The organism is Pseudomonas sp. D1-1, from assembly GCF_051132225.1.
In the GTDB taxonomy this organism is placed as follows: Bacteria; Pseudomonadota; Gammaproteobacteria; order Pseudomonadales; family Pseudomonadaceae; genus Aquipseudomonas.
Genome location: NZ_CP071676.1, coordinates 1,924,475 through 1,947,008, shown reverse-complemented (window position 1 = coordinate 1,947,008; position 22,534 = coordinate 1,924,475). Strand labels below are relative to the sequence as shown.

Annotated in this window: 11 protein-coding genes and 1 pseudogene; 9 read left to right on the top strand and 3 right to left on the bottom strand. The window is 62.9% G+C overall.

The window, feature by feature from the left end; all coding sequences use genetic code 11:
• Positions 1-108: 108 nt before the first annotated feature.
• Positions 109-591 carry a sigma-70 family RNA polymerase sigma factor gene (locus J3P86_RS08770; protein ID WP_305495896.1) on the bottom strand — a complete coding sequence of 161 codons (483 nt, stop codon included), beginning with the start codon at positions 589-591 and terminating at the stop codon, positions 109-111.
• A 466-nt stretch (positions 592-1,057) separates the two neighbouring features.
• Between J3P86_RS08770 and J3P86_RS08765 the strand changes: the two genes are divergently transcribed.
• The 4 genes and pseudogenes from J3P86_RS08765 to J3P86_RS08750 form a co-directional block, all read left to right on the top strand.
• Positions 1,058-2,206 (top strand): efflux RND transporter periplasmic adaptor subunit, encoded by a 1,149-nt coding sequence (locus J3P86_RS08765; RefSeq protein ID WP_434624985.1) that lies wholly within the window; start codon positions 1,058-1,060, stop codon positions 2,204-2,206.
• Positions 2,207-4,177 carry a MacB family efflux pump subunit gene (locus J3P86_RS08760; protein ID WP_434699966.1) on the top strand — a complete coding sequence of 657 codons (1,971 nt, stop codon included), beginning with the start codon at positions 2,207-2,209 and terminating at the stop codon, positions 4,175-4,177.
• Positions 4,178-4,187: 10 nt separating this feature from the next.
• Entirely contained in the window at positions 4,188-5,582 is a 1,395-nt protein-coding gene (locus J3P86_RS08755) for an efflux transporter outer membrane subunit (protein ID WP_434699965.1), read from the top strand.
• Between the two features lie 591 nt (positions 5,583-6,173).
• Positions 6,174-6,380 (top strand): annotated as a pseudogene (locus tag J3P86_RS08750) (DUF6124 family protein); the annotation flags it as partial.
• 71 nt (positions 6,381-6,451) lie between these two features.
• On the opposite strand, the gene pvdP reads toward J3P86_RS08750, so the two are convergent.
• Positions 6,452-8,068 (bottom strand): pyoverdine maturation tyrosinase PvdP, encoded by a 1,617-nt coding sequence (gene pvdP / locus J3P86_RS08745; protein WP_434699963.1) that lies wholly within the window; start codon positions 8,066-8,068, stop codon positions 6,452-6,454.
• A 471-nt stretch (positions 8,069-8,539) separates the two neighbouring features.
• Here pvdP and pvdM point away from each other — a divergent pair, with 471 nt between their 5' ends.
• The 5 genes from pvdM (at position 8,540) to J3P86_RS08720 (ending at position 18,225) form a co-directional block, all read left to right on the top strand.
• The gene (pvdM, locus tag J3P86_RS08740) at positions 8,540-9,910 is read left to right on the top strand and encodes a pyoverdine-tailoring dipeptidase-like protein PvdM (protein WP_434699962.1); all 1,371 of its coding nucleotides are present in this window, start codon (positions 8,540-8,542) and stop codon (positions 9,908-9,910) included.
• Positions 9,907-11,187 carry a pyoverdine-tailoring periplasmic protein PvdN gene (gene pvdN, locus J3P86_RS08735; RefSeq protein WP_434699961.1) on the top strand — a complete coding sequence of 427 codons (1,281 nt, stop codon included), beginning with the start codon at positions 9,907-9,909 and terminating at the stop codon, positions 11,185-11,187. Before pvdM ends, pvdN begins: the two co-directional genes overlap by 4 nt.
• A gap of 20 nt (positions 11,188-11,207) precedes the next feature.
• Positions 11,208-12,083: a formylglycine-generating enzyme family protein gene (locus J3P86_RS08730; protein ID WP_434699960.1), complete on the top strand. Its 876-nt coding sequence runs from the start codon at positions 11,208-11,210 to the stop codon at positions 12,081-12,083.
• Positions 12,084-12,407: 324 nt separating this feature from the next.
• Complete coding sequence (locus J3P86_RS08725; protein WP_434699959.1) at positions 12,408-14,066, top strand: cyclic peptide export ABC transporter; 1,659 nt, start codon at positions 12,408-12,410, stop codon at positions 14,064-14,066.
• 37 nt (positions 14,067-14,103) lie between these two features.
• Positions 14,104-18,225, top strand: coding sequence for an amino acid adenylation domain-containing protein (locus J3P86_RS08720; protein ID WP_434699958.1), 4,122 nt, complete (start codon positions 14,104-14,106; stop codon positions 18,223-18,225).
• Between the two features lie 1,655 nt (positions 18,226-19,880).
• On the opposite strand, the gene J3P86_RS08715 is transcribed toward J3P86_RS08720, so the two are convergent.
• On the bottom strand, positions 19,881-22,343 hold the full coding sequence (locus J3P86_RS08715; RefSeq protein WP_434625004.1) for a TonB-dependent siderophore receptor: 2,463 nt from the start codon (positions 22,341-22,343) through the stop codon (positions 19,881-19,883).
• Positions 22,344-22,534: the final 191 nt, after the last annotated feature.

Sequence of the window (22,534 nt, the reverse complement as noted above, 5' to 3'; positions counted from 1 at the left end):
CGCGAAAGCCTGGGTGACTTGAGCGGCCCGCACTAGGCCGTCAGTCGTCTGTTGAGAGGAACGAGGACAACGAAGGAAAATTTACCACCGAGAATCAGCGAGGGTGAATCAGGACGCGTCCCACTGCCGTACGCGAATACGACAATGCTTCATGGCATTGACGATGTGTTTCTCCACCAGCGCCCTGGAAATACCCAGGCGCCCGGCGATCTGCGAGTGAGACAGGCCTTCGAGCTTGCGCAGCAGGAAACTCTCGCGGCACAGCGGCGGCAACTCGGCCAGGGCCCGTTGCAGCATGTCCAGGCGCTGGCCGTGGTCCAGGCTGGTATGGGGCGATGGGGTGAAGAACCGTTCTTCGCTGTCGAGCACATCAAGGGATTCGACCTGGCGCAGGGTATTGCGCCGATGCCCGTCGATCACCAGGTTCAGCGCGGTGCGATAAAGGAACGCCCGGGGCTGCTCGATGGGGGTATCGCTGGCGCGCTCCAGCACCCGCACGTAGGCGTCATGCACCACATCTTCGGCCGCCTGGCGGTTGCCTAGCCTGGCGTTGAGGAAACACACCAGTTCGCGATAGTAGTTTTCCAACATGACTCCCGTGCGCAGCGACTGCGACAGCTATCCCTGTGCCACTCGGCATGCCTGAAAAGGGCATGGCAGGATAGTGGCAGGCTCAATCGCGTAATTTATAGTAATTCTCATATAGATTTAAAGCGTTGGTTTGTATCAAGGCAGAATCGTTCAGTTCCAGTGGCGCCAGGTGTTGCTTTCGTGGCGAGGGGATTTATCCCCGCTGGGTTGCGAAGCAGCCCCAAACCAGCTCACTTAAAACATCTGACAGACCGAGGTGCAAGTTAAGAGGACTGCTTCGCAGTCCAGCGGGGATAAATCCCCTCGCCACAGATAAATCCCCCCACCTGCTATCGGGTGGGTGTTGTTTCAACTGTTACCCAGTATTTCCCCCGCTAAATTCCCGCCCGGAACGCTCGTTTACCAGAACAGCCCCCCGTCCCTGCTGCTCTTGCGACGGACCCGATATCACCGGCCGGAACCCTGCATGAAACGTCCCCGCCTCACCCGCCCCGCCTGGCTCCTGACTTTCGCCCTGTTACCGGCCGTGGCCTTCGCCGCCTGGCAAGCGGTTACGCCGGACCACGGCCCCGTCGCCACCGCGGCCGTCACCCGCGGCGATATCGAAAACAGCGTCACCGCCCTCGGCACATTGCAACCGCGGCGTTATGTAGACGTCGGCGCCCAGGCCTCCGGGCAGATCCAGAGGATCCATGTCGAGGCCGGCGACGAGGTTCGCGAAGGTCAGTTGCTGGTGGAAATCGACCCGTCCACGCAGAAAGCCCGGCTCGACGCCGGACGTTTTTCCATCGAAAACCTCAAGGCCCAACTCCAGGAACAACGCGCCCAGCACGACCTGGCGCAACAGAAATTCCGCCGTCAACAACAGCTCAAGGCCGGCGGAGCTACTCGCGAAGAGGATGTGCAGACGGCGCAGGCCGAGGTGCGGGCGACCCAGGCGCGCATCGACATGTTCCAGGCGCAGATCCGCCAGGCCCAGGCCAATCTGCGCAGCGATGAGGCCGAATTGGGCTATACCCGGATCTACGCGCCGATGAACGGCACCGTGGTTGCCGTCGGAGCACGAGAAGGCCAGACCCTCAACGCCCAGCAGCAAACCCCGCTAATCCTGCGCATCGCCCGGCTGTCACCGATGACGGTCTGGGCCGAAGTCTCGGAAGCCGACATCGGCCACGTCAAGCCGGGCATGACCGCCTACTTCACCACCCTGGCCGGCGGCAACCGGCGCTGGAGCAGCACCGTGCGACAGATCCTGCCGGTGCCGCCGCGTCCGCTGGAAGCCAGCCAGGGCGGCAGCCCCTCCGGCGGCCGCAGCGGCAGCGAACGGGTGGTGCTCTACACCGTGCTGCTGGACGTGGACAACGCCGACCGCGCCCTGATGACCGACATGACCGCCCAGGTATTTTTCGTCGCTGCCCAGGCCAAGGACGTGTTGACCGTGCCCATCGCCGCGTTGCAGGACGCAAGCCAGGTGCGGGTGCTGGCCGACAATGGCGACATCCAGCCAAGGACCGTTCGCACCGGCGTCAGCGACCGCTTGCGCACGCAGATCCTCGACGGCCTGAGCGAAGGCGATCGCGTGCTGATCGGCCCGGCCAGCGGCAGCGGAGGCTGAATGAGTACGCCCCTGATCGAACTGCGGGACATTCGCAAGGCCTACGGCGGTGGCGACAGCCCACGGGTGGAAGTGCTGCGGGGTATCGACCTGTCGATTCACGCTGGGGAGTTTTTGGCGATCGTCGGGGCGTCCGGCTCCGGCAAATCGACGCTGATGAACATCCTCGGCTGCCTCGACCGTCCCACCAGCGGCGAGTACCGCTTTGCCGGTGAGAACGTCGCCCGACTGGGCAGCGACGAACTGGCCTGGCTACGCCGGGAGGCGTTCGGGTTCGTGTTCCAGGGCTACCACCTGATCCCGTCCGGCACGGCCCAGGAAAACGTCGAGATGCCGGCCATCTATGCCGGCACCTCGGCCGCCGAGCGTCATGCCCGGGCCAGCGCCCTGCTCGAACGCCTGGGCCTGGCGAGCCGCACCGGCAATCGTCCCCACCAGCTGTCCGGCGGGCAGCAACAGCGAGTGTCGATTGCCCGGGCCTTGATGAACGGCGGCCACATCATCCTCGCCGACGAACCCACCGGCGCCCTCGACAGTCAGAGCGGCATTGAAGTCATGGCGCTGCTCGACGAACTGGCGAGCCAGGGCCACGTAGTGATCCTGATCACCCACGACCGCGAAGTGGCGGCCCGGGCCAAACGCATCATCGAAATCCGCGATGGGCTGATCATCAGCGACAGCGCCACCACCACAGCCAGCGCACCACAAGCCAACCCCAAGGCGTTGCAGGCGGTGGATCTGCGCCAGCGCCTGAGCGCCGGCAGCGAGCACAACGGCGCCTGGAAAGGCGAACTGGTGGACGCCGTCCAGGCCGCTTGGCGAGTGATGTGGATCAACCGTTTTCGCACCGCCCTGACCTTGCTCGGCATCGTCATCGGCGTGGCCTCAGTGGTGGTAATGCTGGCGGTGGGCGAAGGCAGCAAGCGCCAGGTCATGGCCCAGATGGGCGCCTTCGGCTCTAACATCATCTACCTAAACGGCACCGCGCCCAACCCGCGCGCCGCCAAGGGCATCATCAGCGAACAGGACATCGCCGCCCTCGCCGCCCTGCCCGAAGTGCAGCGCTTCATGCCGGTCAACGGCAACAACGCCAACGTGCGTTTCGGCAACCTCGACCACACCAGCTACGTGGGCGGCAACGACACGAATTTCCCGACCATCTTCAACTGGCCGGTGGCCCAGGGCAGCTACTTCAGTGACACCGATGAGCGCAGCGCGGCGGCGGTGGCGGTGATCGGCCACAAGGTCCGGCAGAAGCTGCTCAAGGACGTCGCCGATCCCATCGGCCGCTACATCCTGATCGAAAACGTGCCATTCCAGGTGGTCGGCGTACTCGCCGAAAAAGGCGCCAGCTCGGGGGATTCGGACGCCGACAACCGCATCGCCGTGCCCTACTCCGCCGCCAGCGTGCGTCTGTTTGGCAGCCGTCATCCTGAATACGTGGTGATCGCCGCTCGCGACGCGGCCAAGGTCAAGGAGGCCGAGCAGGCCGTTTCCCGTACCTTGCTGCGACTGCACAACGGCAAGCAGGATTTCGAGCTGACCAACAACGCCGCGATGATCCAAGCCGAGGCCCGCACCCAGGGCACGCTGTCGTTGATGCTCGGGGCCATTGCGGCAATCTCGCTGCTGGTGGGCGGCATCGGCGTGATGAACATCATGCTCATGACAGTGCGCGAGCGGACCCGGGAAATCGGCATCCGCATGGCCACCGGTGCCCGCCAGCGCGACATCCTGCGCCAGTTCCTGACCGAAGCGGTGATGCTCTCGGTGGTCGGTGGATTGGCCGGCATCGGCCTGGCCCTGCTGGTGGGCGGCGCGTTGCTGCTGGGCAAAATCGCCGTGGCGTTCGAATGGCTGGCGGTGTTCGGCGCCTTCGGTTGTGCGCTGGTCACCGGCGTCGTCTTCGGTTTCATGCCGGCCCGCAAGGCCGCTCGCCTCGACCCGGTCGCGGCCCTTACCAGTGAATGAACCCTTCTCTATGAAAGCGCACCTGACCCTCCTGGCCGCCAGCCTGCTGCTGGCGGCCTGCGGCACACCTTTGTCGACACCCGACAGCGGCATCGAGCCGCCGCAAGCCTGGCAAACTGTCGATACGCCCAATGCGCGTGTCGATAACCAACAATGGTGGAAGCAGTTCGGCAGCCGGCAACTCGATCGTTTGATCGAACAGGCGCGCCAAGGCAGCTTCGACCTCGCGGCCGCCATGGCCCGGGTTCGCCAGGCCCAGGCCAGCGCGGTGATCGCCGGCGCGCCGTTGCTGCCGGAAATCCGCGCCGGGCTCAACGGCAATCGCCAGGAGCTGCTGCGGGGCAAGGGCTATAGCCAGTTGGACGTGGATCGGAACAACCGCACCATCGACTACTACGATGCCCACCTCAGCGCCAGTTATGAAGTGGATTTCTGGGGCGGCAAGCGGGCTACCCGGGACAGTGCGCTGAGCGCGTTGTCGGCCAGCCGGTTTGACCGGGCGACCGTGGAATTGACCTTGCTCAGCGCTGTCGCCAACAGCTACACCCAGGCCTTGTCGCTGCGCGAACAACAGCGCATCGCCGAACTTAACCTGGCCAACGCGCAAAACGTGCTCGACCTGGTGCAGACCCGCTACGACGCCGGCAGCGCCACGGCGCTGGAACTGTCCCAGCAAAAAAGCCTGGTGGCGACGCAGCGGCGCCGATTGCCCCAGGTGCAACAACAGGCGCGCGAGGCGTTGATCACCCTGGCGGCGTTGCTGGGCCAGCCGGTGCAAGCGCTCAAGCTCGACGATGAAACCTTCGACGCCTTGCACTGGCCCGCCATCGACGCGGGCGTACCCAGTGACCTGCTGCGCCGTCGCCCCGACATCGCCGCCGCCGAAGCACGCCTCGCCGCCGCCCAGGCCGACATCAGCGTGGCCCGCGCCGCCCTGCTGCCCTCGGTCACCCTGGGCCTGAGCCTGGCCACCGGCGCCGACATTGCCGACCAGTTGCTGCGCAACAACGTCTACAACCTCAGCGCCGGCCTGGCCGCGCCAATCTTCAACAACGGACGCTTGCGGGCCGAACGGGACAGGGCCACCGCGCGCCAGGAAGAACTGCTGGAAACCTACCGCGCCGCGATCGTCAACGGTTTCGCCGACGTCGAGAAAGCCCTGAACGGCATCCAGGGTCTGGACCAGCAGCGACAATGGCAGAGCGAAGAGCTGCACCAGGCGCAAACCGCCTTCGACATCGCCCAAAGCCGCTACCAGGCCGGCGCAGAAGACTTGCTCACCGTACTCGAAACCCAACGCACGCTGTACGCCGCCCAGGACATGAACGTGCAATTGCGCCTGGCACGGGTGCAGGCGAGCGTGGCGTTGTACAAGGCGCTGGGTGGGGGTTGGCGGGTGATGTAGGCCTCGAGCACACGTCCAAGCCTGGTGAAATTTGTGGCGAGGGGATTTATCCCCGCTGGGTTGCGCAGCAACCCCAAAACCAGCTCACTCGACACATCTGACGCACCGAGGTACCGCTAATGGGGCTGCTTCGCAACCCAGCGGGGATAAATCCCCTCGCCACACAGGAATCTCTGTTCGCCAATAATAGTGTTCGGCTTTGGTTCTGTTTATCCGGCCATGTAAGCCGTCCGAGCGAGGCTACGTTGCCTTGCGTCATTGCCTACAACTACGCCAGAATCCGCCGACTTGTGCGCTTGGCTCGTGGCTTTTACTGTTTCCGGGTCGCTGATTGCAGTGATCGGGTTTGGTAGCCCGCGAGTCAACTAGGCGCAAGCGCCACCTTCTGCAGATGCTGTCTTGGCATCTGCTTCATGGTGGCCGTGCGCAGGGCGTCTTCGGGCGCGCCGGGTTCCTAGTGCTCCGGTCTACCAACCCGCGTACGGCCGCCCCCCAATCGTTTGGTAGCGATGGTGTCGGCTCCTGAAAATGCATACTAGGAGTTACATCATGTTCAAGCACACCCCCAATCCCCCCGAAGAATCCCCCAGCCCGTTATTCACCGTCGCACCAGACGCCGACATCGAATGCCTGCTCGCCAACCTCAGCGAAACCCTCGCCTCGGCGAACGCGATGGCCAGCGACCTTGCCTTCGCCCTGGAAGGCTCGCGACGGCATTTGGCGTTGGGGATCCAGCAGATGATCGAGCTCGGTGAGCTCCTGGCAAACCGCGCCCTGGACATTGCCGCGCCGCGCTAGCCACCTCAAGCCAAGTGAAATCCGTGGCGAGGGAGCTTGCTCCCTCGCCACAAAAGCAGCTGTCGCGTAAGTCAAACCGGCTTGGACTTCAGATTACGCGCGTACCACGGCCGTTGCGGCACGCGGCGCAACAGTCTGGAGAGTTTGTCGTCATCACTGCCAAAGGTGATGCGCAGCGCCAGTTTCATGGTTTCCGGGTCCATTTCCACCGAGCGGCCGACCTGCAGCCCCGGCGTGGTACTGCAACCATGGGTGTCCGGGCCCAGCCAGGGGTCGGCGATTTCCACCCAGCGGCCCGGGGCGAACCAGGGCACGCCGTTGACTTGCAGCCGGCTGACTTCGCCCGGATGGAAACGCTCGTGGGCGCGGAACCAGTCTTCGAGGCGATCGTCGATCCAGCCGTGGAAGGCCCAGAATACCGGGCTCACGTGAGAGGAAAACGGATCGCCCAGAAAATCGTTCTCCGGTTCGAACCAGCGCTGGGCGAAGTCCGCCTGATCACGGGCGAACGGCACCGGATGACCGTTGGACGGGTCCCTGGGCACCGAGGCCCAGCGCATGTGCAGCCAGTCATGCAGGCCCAGTTCCACCTCGGAACCGAACTGGCCCAAGGTCAGCTTCGACAGGTAGCGCGGATCGCGATAGCGCGACTCCCAGACCTGGAAATTGCTGTGGTAGGTCTCGGCGGTCTTGATGTCGCTGACCCATTGGGCGTACTGCTCGTCGCCACGGGCCAGCCATGTCGGCGGCAGTGCCGTGCCGTCGAGGTTATCGAAATACCGGGCAAAGCCTAGGCGATCGCGTTCCAGCTCCGGTTGCGGCAAGGGGAAACGCGGCCACGACGGTAACGGCTGGAACGAACGCGCCGTGCCGAGCATGTGCCGATGCATGAAAAAGAAATCCACCCCCGAGCCGTTGCGATCCTTGCGCGGCCCACGGGCGTCACGCTCGTTGTCTCGCGGCCCGGGCTGCCAGCCAAGGCCGCGCAGGGCGTTGCGTTTGTCTTCGTCGAGGGTGTGCCATTTGTCCCGCGAGGCGTGCCAGAGCTGGTGAAACAGACGGTGCTCGGGCGAGACCAGCCAGGCCAGGAGCTTCGGGCTCAGCGGTATGCGCTCCCTGGCTTCGGGAAAGCGCTGCTTGACGGCGATGAACTGGTTGTCGAGTTCCGGCTGTGCCAGCGGGCGGTCCAGGCGCAACACCCGGCCACTGAGGGTGGCGGTGCCGGCATTGCCGAAACCGGCCCAGACTTCGTCAACGGTCATGATGAACTCGTAATCCGGCGCGGCATGTTCGCTGCCGATCAGTCGCCAACTCAACTGCTTCGGGTCGCTGCCGGCCAGGTCGCCCAAGACCCGATAACGCGGTTCGTCCCCGGCACGCAGGCGTTCGCCGGTGTCCAGGCAGCCCACTAGGCCACGGCCCTTGTGGGCGATGTCGAGAAACACTTGCAGGCCGTCGCCGGGCATACCGTCGAGACCGGCATCGCGACCGGTGAAACGGATCGTCCAGATACCCCGCAGCGTGTTGGCCCGGCGCTGGCCCGCCACATCCGCCACATCGAACGACGCCTCGCCGGGAGTGATGGTGGGGTCCGGCCGGGTCAGTTCACGGTGCCCGTAATACACCGCAGGCACGGCGGCACCGGTCAGCGCCAGGCCTGCCATGAACCATCGTCGAGAAATCGTCATTGCCTTACCTGTGTTCGCCCTCGCACGGGCTTTATCCAAGCTAGGACGATGGCTGGGCGGACAAATTTATAGCGAGCTGTGAGGGCCTCATCGCGAGCAGGCTCGCTCCCACAATGGATCTGGGTACATTCGCAGAAGATAGGTTGGTTTCACGGCCGCCTTCGCGAGCAGGCTCGCTCCCACAATGGGTCTGGGTACATTCGCCGAATATAGGTGGGTTTCACGGCCGCCTTCGCGAGCAGGCTCGCTCCCACAATGGGTCTAGGTACATTCGCAGAAGATAGGTGGGTTTCACGGCCGCCTTCGCGAGCAGGCTCGCTCCCACAGGTGGATTGCATTTTAATGTGGGAGCGAGCCTGCTCGCGAAGAGGCCCTCGAGGGCGCCTAAATTTCCCCGCCGACCACTCGTTCCCCCCAGATAGCAAAGGCCCCGCGCCTGTCCTTCCAAGGCGAACCAGACTGAGATCGGCAATGACCACACCACGTTCGAAAAAGGCTCTTTTCACCGGCGTATCCCTGGCCCTGGCGCTGGTCGTCGGTGGTGGGCTCGCGGCCTGGGACCATTGGTGGCGGGACAATCCCGGCTACCCGGTGAAGGTGATGAAAGAAGCCCGGGAGTTGCACGAGCGCCTGTTGTCCTTCGACAGTCACATCACCGTGCCGCTGGATTTCGGCACCGCCGGCAATGAAGCGGACAAGGACGGCAACGGCCAGTTCGACCTGGTAAAAGCCAATCGCGGTCACCTCTCCGGCGCCGCGCTGACCATATTCGGCTGGCCCGAACTGTGGAACGGCCCCAACGCGCCGCACAAGCCCACCGCCGGCTTCGTCGAGGAAGCGCGCAACCAGCAGGAAGTGCGCTACAAGATCATCACCGGCATGGTCCGGGATTTCCCCAACCAGGTCGCCATCGCCTACACCCCCGACGACTTCCGTCGCCTGCACGGCGAAGGCAAGTTCGCGATTTTCATCAGCATGCTCAACGCCTATCCCCTCGGCCACGACCTGAGCCTGCTGGACCTGTGGACGGCGCGGGGCATGCGCATGTTCGGCTTCAGCTACATCGGCAACAACGACTGGGCCGATTCTTCGCGACCGCTGCCGTTTTTCAACGATTCGCCCGACGCCCTTGGCGGCCTCTCGGACATTGGCAAGCAAGCGGTGAAACGCCTGAACGACCTCGGCGTGATCATTGACGTATCGCAAATGTCGACCCTGGCCCTGGAGCAAGTCGCACAACTGAGCCGCACCCCATTGGTAGCTTCTCACTCGGCGCCACGGGCCATGGTGGACATCCCGCGCAACCTCAGCGACAAGGAAATGCAGTTGATCAAGGCCAGCGGCGGCGTGGTGCAGATTGTCGGTTTCTCCCAGTACCTGCGACCGCTGACGCAAAAGACCCAGGACAAACTCAACGACCTGCGCGAGCGCTTCGACCTGCCGCCGCTGCCCAACCTGGCGATGGCGCTGATGCCCGGCGATCCGATCATCGCCGCGTGGCCGGAACAGCGATTCGGCGAATACGCCGGCCAGCTCTACGCCATTCTCGAAGAGGAACCCAAGGCCAGCCTCAAGGACCTGGGCGATGCCATCGACTACGCCGTGCGCAAGATCGGTATCGACCATGTCGGCATCAGCTCGGACTTCAACGAAGGCGGCGGCGTTAAAGGCTGGGAAGACGTCGGCGACATCCGCAACGTGACCGCCGAACTGCTGACGCGCGGCTACTCCGAAGCCGACATCGCCAAGCTTTGGGGCGGCAACTTCCTGCGCGTCTGGGACCAGGTGCAGAAAGCCGCCCAGCCAGCGATTGCCGCGACGCAGAAGGCGGCCCAGCGATGAACGAGCGCCGTACCTTTCTCAAGCAAGCCGGGATCCTGACGGCCGGCCTGCCGTTTGCCGCCAGCCTGCCGTCCATCGCCGCTGCAGATCCATTGTCGCCGCTGCCCCGAGACAAATGGGCGCAACTGCGCTCGTTGTTCAACCAGGACCCGGACTACCTGCATTTCTCCAACTTCCTCATCACCACTCACCCGCGTCCGGTGCGCGAGGCCATCGAACGCCACCGCGCCGCCCTCGATAAAAACCCGGGATTGTTGATGGACTGGGACCTGGGCGTCATCGAAGAGCGCGAGGAAAACGTGCGGACCTGGGCCGGGCGCTACCTGCAAGCGACACCGAAACAGATCGCCCTGACCGGCAGCACCACCGAAGGCCTGGCGATGATTTATGGCGGCGTCCATGTACGGCCCGAACAGGAAATCCTCACCACCGCCCATGAACACTATGCCACCCACACCATCCTCGACTTGCGCAAGCAACGGGACGGCACCCGGGTGCGCAAGATCAAGCTGTTCGAAAACGCCCGCGACGCCAGCGAGGCGCAAATCCTCGCGGCCATCGACCGCAACATCCGCCCCGAGACCCGCGTACTGGGCATGACCTGGGTGCACTCGGGCAGCGGCGTGAAGCTGCCGATCGGCAAGATCGGCGCCCTGGTGGACAAGCACAACCAGGGCCGCGGCGATGAGCAGCGGATCGTGTATGTGGTGGACGGCGTGCACGGTTTCGGTGTCGAGGACCTGAATTTCCCGCAGATGAATTGCGACTTCTTCATCGCCGGCACCCACAAATGGATGTTCGGCCCCCGGGGCACCGGCGTGGTGTGCAGCCGCAGCGAAGAAGTCAGGTACGTCACGCCGATCATCCCGACCTTCTCCGAGGCGACGGCGTTTTCCACCACAATGACCCCGGGCGGCTACCACGCCTTTGAGCATCGCTGGGCGGCGGACGAGGCCTTCAAGCTGCATCTGCAATTGGGCAAGGCCGAGGTGCAGGCGCGCATTCACGCGCTGAACAGCTACCTGAAAAAACAATTGCTGGCGCTGCCGCAGATCGAGCTGGTCACGCCGCTGAGCCCGGAGCTGTCGGCCGGTTTCAGCTTCTTCCGGGTCAAGAATCGTAAAAGCGATGAGATCGCTGCCTACCTGATGCAAAACCGCGTCATCGCCGACGCCGTGCACCGCGATGCCGGGCCGGTGATCCGCACCGCGCCGGGGCTGCTCAACACCGAAGTCGAAATCGACCGCTTCATGGCGCTGTTGAGCAAAACACTCTGATGACTGATCGAGAGCAATCGATGAACCGATTTTTATTGAAGACGCTTCCGGCATTGGCCCTCACCGCCCTGCTGCCCTCCCATGCCCAGGCCTCGCAACCGGGCCAGGTATTTCGCGACTGCAAGGACTGCCCGGAAATGGTCGTGCTGCCCACCGGCACCTTCCAGATGGGCGCGCCGGACAACGAGGTCGGCCGCGAGCCCGACGAAGGCCCGATGCACCCGGTGACGTTCGACAAACCGGTGGCCATCAGCCGCTTCCAGGTGCTCAAAGGCGAGTGGTTCGCCTACCTGCGCGACAGCGGCTACGTGATGCCTGACGGCGACAAGCGCCCCGGCCGCGCGTGCCAGGCCGGCGTCCCGGATTACCAGGGTAGCGATCCGCGCAAGCAATACACCGACCGGCACCCGGCGGTGTGCATGGATTTCGCCGAGGCCAGCGCCTACGTGGCGTGGCTGTCGAAAAAAACCGGCAAGCCGTATCGGTTGGTCAGCGAGTCCCTGCGCGAATACGCAGCGCGCGGCGGCAGCGATGGCCCGTTTCCCTTCCCGTTCGATGAAGGCAAGGACTACAGCATCGCCCAGCACGCCAATACCTACGGCGCCGCCGACGGCTACAACTTCACCGCGCCGGCCGGCAGCTTCGCGCCCAATGCCTTCGGCGTGTACGACATGCACGGCAACGTCTACGAATGGACCGCCGATTGCTTCAACGAAAACTACCTCAATGCTCCAGGCGACGGCAGCGCCGCACTGACAGGCAACTGCAAAGTACGGCGCATCCGTGGCAACGACTGGGGCGAAGCACCGGTGTTCTCCCGTTCGGGCAACCGCAACGCGGTGTTTTCCGATGCCCGCGGTGATTGGCTGGGGTTCCGGGTCGCCCGGGATATGTAGATCAACCTGCCCACCCAAATACCTCTTTGGACATGGTGGCTCTGTGGCGAGGGGATTTATCCCCGCTGGGCTGCGAAGCGGCCCCCAAGCAGGCAACACCGATCAGCCAGAGATAACGCGGCGATTCCATTGGGGCTGCTTTGCAGCCCAGCGGGGATAAATCCCCTCGCCACAATATGTGTGTCAGGTGGTTCCTCGTTAAATCCCCTTTCCCTCCAATCGTTCCATAGGTGGGCGCGTCCCAACCGGCGTGCCGCCGTCCTCCAGCCCATGCGGTGAATGCCCCCGATGGCCTTCGCCCTTTTTATCTAGCAGGGAACCTCCATGAGCCAACCACAACGCGGGGTGATCAGTGAACTGTTCAGCCTGCTCAAACCCTTCCGGCTGATTGTCGTAGGCTCCATCCTCTTGGGCATGCTCGGTGGCCTGAGCATCACCGCCCTGCTGGCGACCATCAACGACGCGCTGAACGCCGATGCCGGGCCCTCGCCACACATGCTCGGCACCTTCGCCGGGCTTTGCGCGGCGGCGCTGCTGACCTCGATCCTGTCGGACATCGGCACCAACCATGTCGGCCAGAACATCATCGCCAGCCTGCGCAAATCCCTCGGCCAGAAAGTCCTGTTGGCACCGATCGAACAGATCGAGCGTTTTCGCAGTCATCGGCTCATCCCGATACTGACCCACGACGTCAACATGGTCAGCAACTTCGCTTTCTCCTTTGCGCCATTGGCCATTGCCTTCACCGTCACCCTCGGCTGCCTGGCCTACCTGGCCTACCTGTCATTGCCGATGTTTGCGCTGCTGCTGGTGGCATTGGTGATCGGCACGGTCATCCAGTACGTGGCGCGAGCCCGTGGCATTCGCGGTTTCGAAGCGGCCCGCGAGGCTGAAGACGCCCTGCAAAAGCACTACAGCGCGATCGCCGCCGGCGCCAAGGAACTGCGTATCCATCGGCCTCGTCGCCAACGCATGTTCAGCCAGCGCATCGAAGCCACCGCCGAGCAGATCTGCGATACCAACATCCGCTCGGTCAACACCTTCGTGGTCGCCAAGACCTTCGGCTCGATGCTGTTCTTTGTGGTCATCGGCCTGGTCCTGGCCCTGCAATCGCTGTGGCTGGGCATCGACAAGGCGGTGCTCAGCGGTTTTGTGCTGGTGCTGTTGTATATGAAAGGGCCGCTGGAATACCTGGTGATGACCTTGCCGGTGATCAGCCGCGCCAACATTGCATTCAAACGCATTGCGGAGTTGGCCGAGCAGTTCTCCTCGCCGGAGCCACACCTGCTGCTCAATGATAAGAGCGTGCCCAAGCCGACGATCCAACAGCTTGAATTGCGTGACGTGCACTACGCCTTCCCGGCGGTCGACGGCAGCCAGGCCTTCGCCCTCGGACCGGTCAACCTGTCCATCGCCCAAGGCGAGATCGTATTCATCGTCGGCGAGAACGGCGGGGGCAAGACCACGCTGATCAAATTGCTGCTGGGCCTCTATGCGCCCCAGGGCGGTGAAATTCTGCTCGATGGCAAGCCGGTGCTGGCTGCGCAGCGTGACGATTATCGCCAGTTGTTCACCACGATTTTTGCCGACTACTACCTGTTCGATGAACTGGTGCAAGGCGACCAGCAAGTGCCGGGGACCGCCAATCGCTACCTGGAGCGCCTGGAGATTGCCCACAAGGTCAGCATTCACGACGGTGTCTTCAGCACCACCGATCTCTCCACCGGCCAACGCAAGCGCCTGGCCCTGCTCAACGCCTGGCTGGAAGAACGCCCGGTGCTGGTCTTCGACGAATGGGCCGCCGACCAGGACCCGGTGTTCCGGCGGATCTTCTACACCGAGCTGCTGCCGGAGCTGAAGGCCCTGGGCAAGACCATCATCGTCATTTCCCACGACGACCGTTACTTCGACATCGCCGATCAGCTGGTGCGGATGCAGGCCGGTCAGGTCGTCACTGAAAAGGTCCCGGCAGCCTTCGCCTGAGCCTGCCCGACGCAATGCTGTCTACCGCGAGAACACCATGAACGAATTGCTAGATGATGATCTGCTGGCGCTGCTGCTCGATGACGCCGCCGACGATCTGCACGCGCGGTCCAACCGCAGCCGGCTGGACCGCGCGCCCTTGTCTTTCGCCCAGCAACGCTTGTGGCTGGAACAACAGCGCGACCCGACCCGGTCGGCCTACAACCTGCCACGTGCCCTGCGCCTGACGGGCGAGCTGAATGCCGATGCCCTGGAGCAAGCGCTGAATCGGGTCATCGACCGGCACGATATCCTCCGCACCGCGTTCATCGAAATCGACGGCGCCGCGACCCAGGTGGTTGAGCGCAACGCCTGCCTGGTCCTGCATCGCGAAGACCTCGCCGGGCTCGACCAGCCGACGCTTTCGCAGCGCATCGAGCAACACGCCCGGCGACCGTTCGATCTCACCCAGGCGCCGCTGATGCGGGCCACCCTGCTCAGGCTGAGCCCTGCGGAACATGTGCTGTTGCTGAATATGCATCACATCGTGTCCGATGCCTGGTCCAACACGATCCTCATGCAGGACATGACCCAGGCCTATGCCCAGGGCTTGCTGGGCGATCCGTCACCGCTGCCGCCGTTGCCCCTGCAATACGCCGACTACGCGAAGTGGCAACGCGGCGAGTACTTGCAGAGCCTGGCCTGCCGGCGCGGCGGCGAATACTGGAGCGAGTACCTGGGCCACGACCTGCCCACACTGGAACTGCCACAGGATTTTGCGCGCACCGCGAGCCAGACACACATGGCCGGCCGTGTGCAGGTGGCGCTGGCCCCGGCGATGGTCCATGCGCTCGACACGTTCTGCCAACGCCAGGGGCTGACGCCGTTCGTGGTAGCACTGGGTGCCTGGCAATTGCTGCTGGCCCGCTACAGCCGCCAGACCGACTTCACCGTCGGCGTTCCCAACGCCAACCGCAACAACCATGAAAGCCAGGACCTGGTAGGTTTTTTTGTCAGCAGCCAGGTGTACCGGGCGCGGATCGACTCGACCCGCAGCGCGCTGGATTTTCTCCGCGATCTGCGCGTGCAGTCCCTCGCCGCGCTGGAGCATGCCGATTACCCGCTGGAATTGATCCTCGATCAATTGGGCGCCAACCCGCTGTTTCAGGTCCTGTTCAACTGGCGCACCGGATCACAGGCGGCGTCGCTGCCAAGTCCGCATCAATTCATGCTGGAGTTTCTCGACACCGGCGAAAACCAGGCCAAGTTCGACGTGTCGCTGGATGTCGACTATTCACAACAGCAGACCGTGGCGACCTTCGAATACAGCCGTGACCTGTACCGCACACAAACCATCGAGCGCATGGCCGAGCATTGGCAGAACCTGCTGCGCGGCCTGATCGAAACGCCCGGCTGCGCCCTCGGCGAGCTACCGTTGTTGAGCGCCGATGAACAGCGGCTGACCCTGAACGACTGGAACCGTCGGCCGACCCGGTTGCGCCAGGAAGAGTGCCTGCACCAGGTGATCGAAACCCACGCCGCCAACACCGCAGAGGCGATAGCGCTGACGTTCGAAGGGCAGCACATAAGCTATGCCGAGCTCAATCGACACGCCAACCAATTGGCCCATCGTTTGATCGAACAAGGCGTCGGGCCCGACGTACTGGTCGGCATCGCCGTCGAACGCACGCCACGGATGATCATCGGCCTGCTGGCGATTCTCAAGGCCGGCGGCGCCTACGTACCACTGGACCCGGCCTACCCGGCCGATCGCCTGGCCTACATGATCGAGGACAGCGGCGTCAGGCAGATCCTGACCGAGGCCCACCTGCTTGATTCGCTGGCGCTGCCCGCCGGCGTCGACTGCCTGTTGCTGGATCCGGTCGATGCCGTCAGCACCTATCCCGAACACAATCCGCACGTGCCGATGGATCCGGACAACCTGGCCTATGTGATCTACACCTCCGGTTCCACCGGCAAACCCAAAGGCGCACTGCTCGCGCACCACAACGTCAGCCGATTGTTCCAGGCCACCGACCATTGGTTCGGTTTCGGCCAGCAGGACGTGTGGTGCCTGTTTCACTCCTACGCCTTCGATTTTTCCGTGTGGGAGATCTTCGGTGCCCTGCTGCACGGCGGTCGACTGGTCATCGTGCCCCACGCCGTGAGCCGGGCGCCCGAGGATTTCTACGCCCTCGTCTGCCAGGAAAAGGTCACGGTGCTCAACCAGACCCCATCGGCATTCAAGTCATTGCTGCAGGTGGCCTGCGAGGCTCAACAGACGCTCGTCCACCGGTTGCGACAAGTGATTTTCGGCGGTGAAGCGATTGATGTGCAGAGCCTGCGCCCCTGGTTCGAACGTTTCGGCGACCAGACACCACAATTGATCAACATGTACGGCATCACCGAAACCACGGTGCATGTCACCTGGAGGCCGCTGTCGTTGCAGGATTTGCATGGCGAGGCCGCCAGCCCCATCGGCGAGCCCATTGTCGATCTGTCCTGGTATTTGCTCGATGCGCACCTGAACCCGGTGCCCAAGGGTTGCATCGGCGAGCTGTACGTCGGTCGCGCGGGCCTGGCCCGCGGTTACCATCAGCGCGCCGTCCTGACCGCCAGCCGTTTCATTCCGGACCCGTTCGACCCACTGCCGGGCGGACGCCTGTACCGCACCGGGGACCTGGCCCGCTACCTCAGCGACGGCAGCATCGAATACATCGGACGCCTCGATCATCAGGTCAAGATCCGCGGCTTCCGCATCGAGTTGGGCGAGATCCAGGCGCGCCTGCAAATGCTCTCGGCGGTCCGCGATTGCGTGGTGTTGGCCCATGTAGGCCCAGGCGGCCTGCAATTGATCGCGTACGTCATCCCGACGCAACCGGCCTCGGCCGAGTTGCGCGAAGGCCTGCTGACTGCGCTGAAAACGCAGATGCCGGACTACATGGTGCCCAGCCATCTGTTATTCCTCGATCACCTGCCGCTCAATGCCAACGGCAAGCTCGATCGCAAGGCCTTGCCGGAACCGGACGCCGCCCTCCGGCATTCGACCTACGTGGCGCCCCGCACGCAGTTGGAACAGGCCCTGGTGCAACTCTGGCAACAGTCGCTGAAGGTCGAGCGCGTGGGTATCAGCGACAGTTTTTTTGAGCTGGGTGGGCATTCGATCCTGGCGATCGAGCTCATCGCCAACCTCAAGGCACGCCTGAACCACACGGTGCGCCTGCAAGAACTGCTGGCCAACCCGAGCATCGCCGAACTGGCCCGGTTCATTTCGCAAAAACACCGCGAGCAGACGCAGTGCCTCGTCGCCCTGAACAACGCGCCCGCCAGCGCACCGCAGCTGTTCTGCCTGCACCCCAGCGGGGGCATCGTCTTCTGCTACCAGCCACTGGCGCGCAAACTGCAAAATCGCGCACTCACCTTCGGCGTCATGCACCGCGGCTTCAGCGAACCCCATGCGGGCGCCGAGGCCTGGCACCAGATGATTGCCGACTACAGCCAGGAAATCGTCTCGGCTCAGCCAGAGGGTCCGTATTACCTGATGGGATGGTCCCTGGGCGGGGCGATTGCCCTGGACATCGCGGCAACCCTGGAAAGCCAGGGTCATACGGTGGGTTTCCTGGGGCTGGTGGACAGCACGATTCCCGAGCACCTGTATCCCGCGACGTTGCCGCGTCATCGGGAACTGCTTGCGGAGGAAAAAACCGACCCGACCTCGCAGGATCTGCATGAGGCAATCGAGTATTTCGATCTGCTGTTCCCTGCTCTTACGGAACGCACCGCGGCCTTTCGACGGGAACACCCTGACAGCTCGGTCAAGGCCTTCCACGAGTGGGCCGCCGGCCAGATCGAGCCTGAGCGAGGCGACTTGCTGTCGGTCGTGCAGAGCGTCAAGGAAGAGGTCATGAATGCCCAGGCGTTCTCGGTGCATGACCGGTTGCTGGAGGCCTTTGAAGGGTTCACTTTCAAGCCGGTACGGGTACGTCCCAGCTGCTGGTGGACCGAGGCGGAGAAAACACCGCAAGAGCTGGCGTTTTGCGAGGCGTTGGTCAGGGAACATAGCTTGACTGGCGAGTTGCAGTGCTCGGTGCATTCTCCGTTGCGCCATCGGGGCATGATCTTTGATGAGGGGTTGCTTGATTCGTTGGTTGAGGTGTTTTTGGGGGGCTTGGCGGGGTAGCGCTTGAGCGAATGCAGGGGATTCTTCGCGAGCAGGCTCGCTCCCACAGTGATTCCCTGTGGGCCGTGAAGTCTGTTCTGTCGAAAATTCAGTGTGGGAGCGAGCCTGCTCGCGAAGGCGGAGTGTCAGTCAATGAAGATGTTGAATGCGCCGGCCTCTTCGCGAGCAGGCTCGCTCCCACAGTGATTCCCTGTGGGCCGTGAGATCTGTATCCGTCGAAAATCCAATGTGGGAGCGAGCCTGCTCGCGAAGGCGGAGTGTCAGTCGATGAAGATGTTGGATGTGCCGGCCCCTTCGCGAGCAAGCTCGCTCCCACAGTGACTCCCTGTGGGCCGTGAGACCTGTATCTGTCGAAAATCCAATGTGGGAGCGAGCCTGCTCGCGAAGGCGGAGTATCAGTCAATGAAGATGTTGGATGTGCCGGCCTCTTCGCGAGCAGGCTCGCTCCCACAGTGATGCCCTGTGGGCCGTGAAATCAGTGTCTGTCGAAAATCCAATGTGGGAGCGAGCCTGCTCGCGAAGGCGGAGTGTCAGTCGATGAAGATGTTGGATGTGCCGGCCCCTTCGCGAGCAGGCTCGCTCCGGTGATTCCCTGTGGGCCGTGAGATCTGTATCCGTCGAAAATCCAATGTGGGAGCGAGCCTGCTCGCGAAGGCGGAGTGTCAGTCGATGAAGATGTTGGATGTGCCGGCCCCTTCGCGAGCAGGCTCGCTCCCACGGTGATTCCCTGTGGGCCGTGAGATCTGTATCCGTCGAAAATCCAATGTGGGAGCGAGCCTGCTCGCGAAGGCGGAGTGTCAGTCGATGAAGATGTTGGATGTGCCGGCCCCTTGCCGAGCAAGCTCCCACAGTGATTTCCTGTGGACCGTGAAATCCGTATCTGTTGAAAATCCAGTGTGGGAGCGAGCCTGCTCGCGAAGGCGGAGTGTCAGTCGATGAAGATGTTGGATGTGCCGGCCTCTTCGCGAGCAGGCTCGCTCCCACAGTGATTCCCTGTGGGCCGTGAAATCGGTGTCTGTCGAAAATCCAATGTGGGAGCGAGCTTGCTCGCGAAGGCGGAGTGTCAGTCGATGAAGATGTTGGATGTGCCGGCCTCTTCGCGAGCAGGCTCGCTCCCACAGTGACTCCCTGTGGGCCGTGAGACCTGTATCTGTCGAAAATCCAATGTGGGAGCGAGCCTGCTCGCGAAGGCGGTGGCACAGTCGAAGAAGATGTCGAATGGACCGGCCTCTTCGCGAGCAAGCTCGCTCCCACATGGGATCTGTGGTGTCGCTGTTTTTTTTATTCACTGGAGATCCAGTGTGGGAGCGAGCCTGCTCGCGAAGGCGGTGGCACAGTCGAAGAAGATGTCGATGGACCGGCCTCTTCGCGAGCAAGCTCGCTCCCACATGGGATCTGTGGTGTCGCTGGGTTTTTTATTCGCTGGAGATCCAATGTGGGAGCGAGCTTGCTCGCGAAGGCGCTGGGTCATCTTGCATCGACGGCGAATGTGCCCAGGCCTCCATCCCACAAGCAAATAGCCGCTGTCCCAAGGAAAAGACAACCCCGTGGCGAGGGAGCAAGCTCCCTCGCCACGGGGTTTGCGTTTCCAGCGAAATTAACCCCATAAAAAACGACCCGCGAAAGGCGGGTCGGTTTTTTGTTGCCGCCGAAAATCAAAACTGCGGCGTGTACTTCACGGTAAACATCAGATTCCTCGGATCGCCGAAGTTGTTGTTACCGTTGATCTGGTTGTAAGCCGGCGTTATATACGTCTTGTCGAACAGGTTGTTGGCATTGACCGCCAACCCGATCTCCGGCGTCAACTGATAGCCGACACGGGCATTCCACACGGTATAACCCGGAACGTCATAGTTGAGGTCGAAGACCTGCGTATGGCTTTGGGTGGTGAAGCCCAGGCCCGCATTGACACGGTTCCAGTCACCGGTGAACTGATAGTTGCCCCACACCCGCAGCATGTGTTTCGGCGTCCAGGTACTGAAGACACTGCCTTCGTTGGTCGGGTCTTCCAGGTACTTGGTGGTGTTGTAGGTGTAGCCCGCGAACAGCTGCAAGTTGTCTACCACTTCACCGCTGATCTCGGCCTCGATGCCCTGGCTGCGGACTTTCCCCGCGGCTTCGGAGCAGTTCAACCCGGTACAGCTGGGGATGTTGACGGCACGGTTCTCATGGTCGTAGCGAAAGACCGCCAGGGAGGTGTTGACCCGCCCGTCCATCAACTCACCCTTGAGGCCGATTTCGTAGTTGGTACCGACGATGGGCTTGAGTACCGAACCGTTCGGATCAACGTTGGTCTGCGGCTGGAACACGTCGGTGTAGCTGGCGTACACCGCCCACTCACGGCTCAGGTCATAGACGATACCGGCGTAGGGCGTGACCACCCCGGTTTCAGTCGCGGTACTTGGCGCGTTGCGGGTAATACCGGTTGCCCGTTCCGTTTTCGACTTGTAGCTGAAGTCATACCAGCTGACCCGGGAGCCGAGGATCAGCGTCAGGTCGTCCACCGGCTTGACGCGCCAGGTACCGTATATACCTTTCTGGCGAATGTCATATTTGCTCAGTGTGCCCATGCCACCCGGGCTGTTGATCAGACCCTCATAGCTGATGTCCGGACGGTTGTTGTCGAGGTCGAAGATATCGTCGGTGCTGCTGTTGAAGGTCCGGGCGTATTTGTCGTCCGTCTCCAGCTGGGAGTAGTTGCCGCCGAGCATGACCTCCTGCTCCATCGACAGGGCTTCGAACTTGCCGACCAGGTTCATGTCCAGACCCACTTTGGTGGACTGGAAGTCAGTCACGAAGTCGGCATATTGCACACGGCTGCCATCCGGTAGCAGGCCGCCAGGACTTTGCGTGCGCTGGTTTTTTGCCTGGTTGTCTTCGGTCATCTGCACTGCACCGACCTTGAACGCCCAATCCTCGTTGAAGCGATGCTCCAGGTCGGCGTACAGCGTGGTGACGTCGATATCGGAACGGTTCCAGCGCGCGCCGGTGTAGGTCGAGCGCGACACGTCCGGCATCGAGCCATCGGCGTAGCGTGGCAGGCCGCGGATGTTGCCACGCGACTCGCCGTTGGATTGGCTGGCCGCGAAGCCCAGGGTGGTGTCTTCGCTCAGGTCGATGTCCAGCGAGCCGTAGAGCGAGTGGGTCTTGTTCCAGGCATGATCGACGAAGGAATTGCTCTGGTCTTCATCGGCGACGATACGGCCGCGGATGTTGCCGGCCTCGTTCAGCGGGCCGCCGGCGTCCAGTTGCAGGCCGTAGTGGTCCCAGGAGCCGGCCTTGCCGGTCAGGGTCACGGTCGGGGCGCTCTGGCCACGCTTGCGCACCAGGTTGACGGCGCCACCCGGGCTGCCGGTGCCTTGCAGCAGGCCGGATGCGCCACGGAGAATTTCCAGGCGGTCGAAGAAGATCAGGTCCTGGGTCGCCCAGTTGCCCAGCGAGTAGGTGTTACGCGGGATCGGCACACCGTCGTACTGCCAGTCGTCAATCTGGAAACCGCGCGACGAGAGGATCATGCCCTGACCAACGCCCTGCAGGCCGACGACGCCGGTGGTCTGGTTGACGGCGTCCTTGAGGCTGACCAGGTTCTGGTCATCCATCTGCTTGCGCGTCATCACCGTGATCGATTGCGGAATCTCCTTCAGGGTATGAGTGCCCTTGCCGATGGTCACCGCATTACTGGTGTACGAGTTGCTGCCTTCGGTGGTGGCCTCCGGCTGCTTCGCGTTGATGGTGGTCGCGCCCAATTCCAGGCCTGCGCCGGAGCCCTTTACCAGCATCAGGGTATTGCCCTCGAGGCTGTGGCGCACGCCGGTGCCCTTGAGCAATTCGGCGATGGCCGCTTGCGGGCTCATCTTGCCGCTGACGCGATTACTTTTCAGGCCGGCCAGTTCGTCGGCGTTATAGATCACTTGTTGGTTGGTCTGCTCGCCGAACGCTTTTAATGCCTGCGGCAGCGGTTGCGCAGGGATGTTGATGCTGACGTTTTCAGCCATCACCTGGGTGCTCAATGGCAACACGCAGACCAGACCCAGGCCCGTCAACACCCGGCGCGAACGCAGGCCGCGGGACATGACCAATGCCTTGAACAGCGGTTTCAACTCATGAATTGCCGACATCGTGCTCTCTATTATTGGTAGAAGTTAAAAGTCCATGGCGGCCGAAGGGCCTGCCGCTCGCCAGCACGGTGTACCTGCTGACCGACCCCTCCCCGGGTACGGTCATCCGGCTGGACGACAGCTAAATTTTTCCTGGACACAACCGGCGCCTGGGCAGCCCTGCCCGAGCCGATTTGCCCGCATACCTTAGT

Bases quoted from the DNA above. Each gene is read 5' to 3' on its own strand.
- J3P86_RS08770 (WP_305495896.1), bottom strand. From the start codon at position 591: ATGTTGGAAAACTACTATCGCGAACTGGTGTGTTTCCTCAACGCCAGG.
- J3P86_RS08765 (WP_434624985.1), top strand. From the start codon at position 1,058: ATGAAACGTCCCCGCCTCACCCGCCCCGCCTGGCTCCTGACTTTCGCC.
- J3P86_RS08760 (WP_434699966.1), top strand. From the start codon at position 2,207: ATGAGTACGCCCCTGATCGAACTGCGGGACATTCGCAAGGCCTACGGC.
- J3P86_RS08755 (WP_434699965.1), top strand. From the start codon at position 4,188: ATGAAAGCGCACCTGACCCTCCTGGCCGCCAGCCTGCTGCTGGCGGCC.
- pvdP (WP_434699963.1), bottom strand. From the start codon at position 8,068: ATGACGATTTCTCGACGATGGTTCATGGCAGGCCTGGCGCTGACCGGT.
- pvdM (WP_434699962.1), top strand. From the start codon at position 8,540: ATGACCACACCACGTTCGAAAAAGGCTCTTTTCACCGGCGTATCCCTG.
- pvdN (WP_434699961.1), top strand. From the start codon at position 9,907: ATGAACGAGCGCCGTACCTTTCTCAAGCAAGCCGGGATCCTGACGGCC.
- J3P86_RS08730 (WP_434699960.1), top strand. From the start codon at position 11,208: ATGAACCGATTTTTATTGAAGACGCTTCCGGCATTGGCCCTCACCGCC.
- J3P86_RS08725 (WP_434699959.1), top strand. From the start codon at position 12,408: ATGAGCCAACCACAACGCGGGGTGATCAGTGAACTGTTCAGCCTGCTC.
- J3P86_RS08720 (WP_434699958.1), top strand. From the start codon at position 14,104: ATGAACGAATTGCTAGATGATGATCTGCTGGCGCTGCTGCTCGATGAC.
- J3P86_RS08715 (WP_434625004.1), bottom strand. From the start codon at position 22,343: ATGTCGGCAATTCATGAGTTGAAACCGCTGTTCAAGGCATTGGTCATG.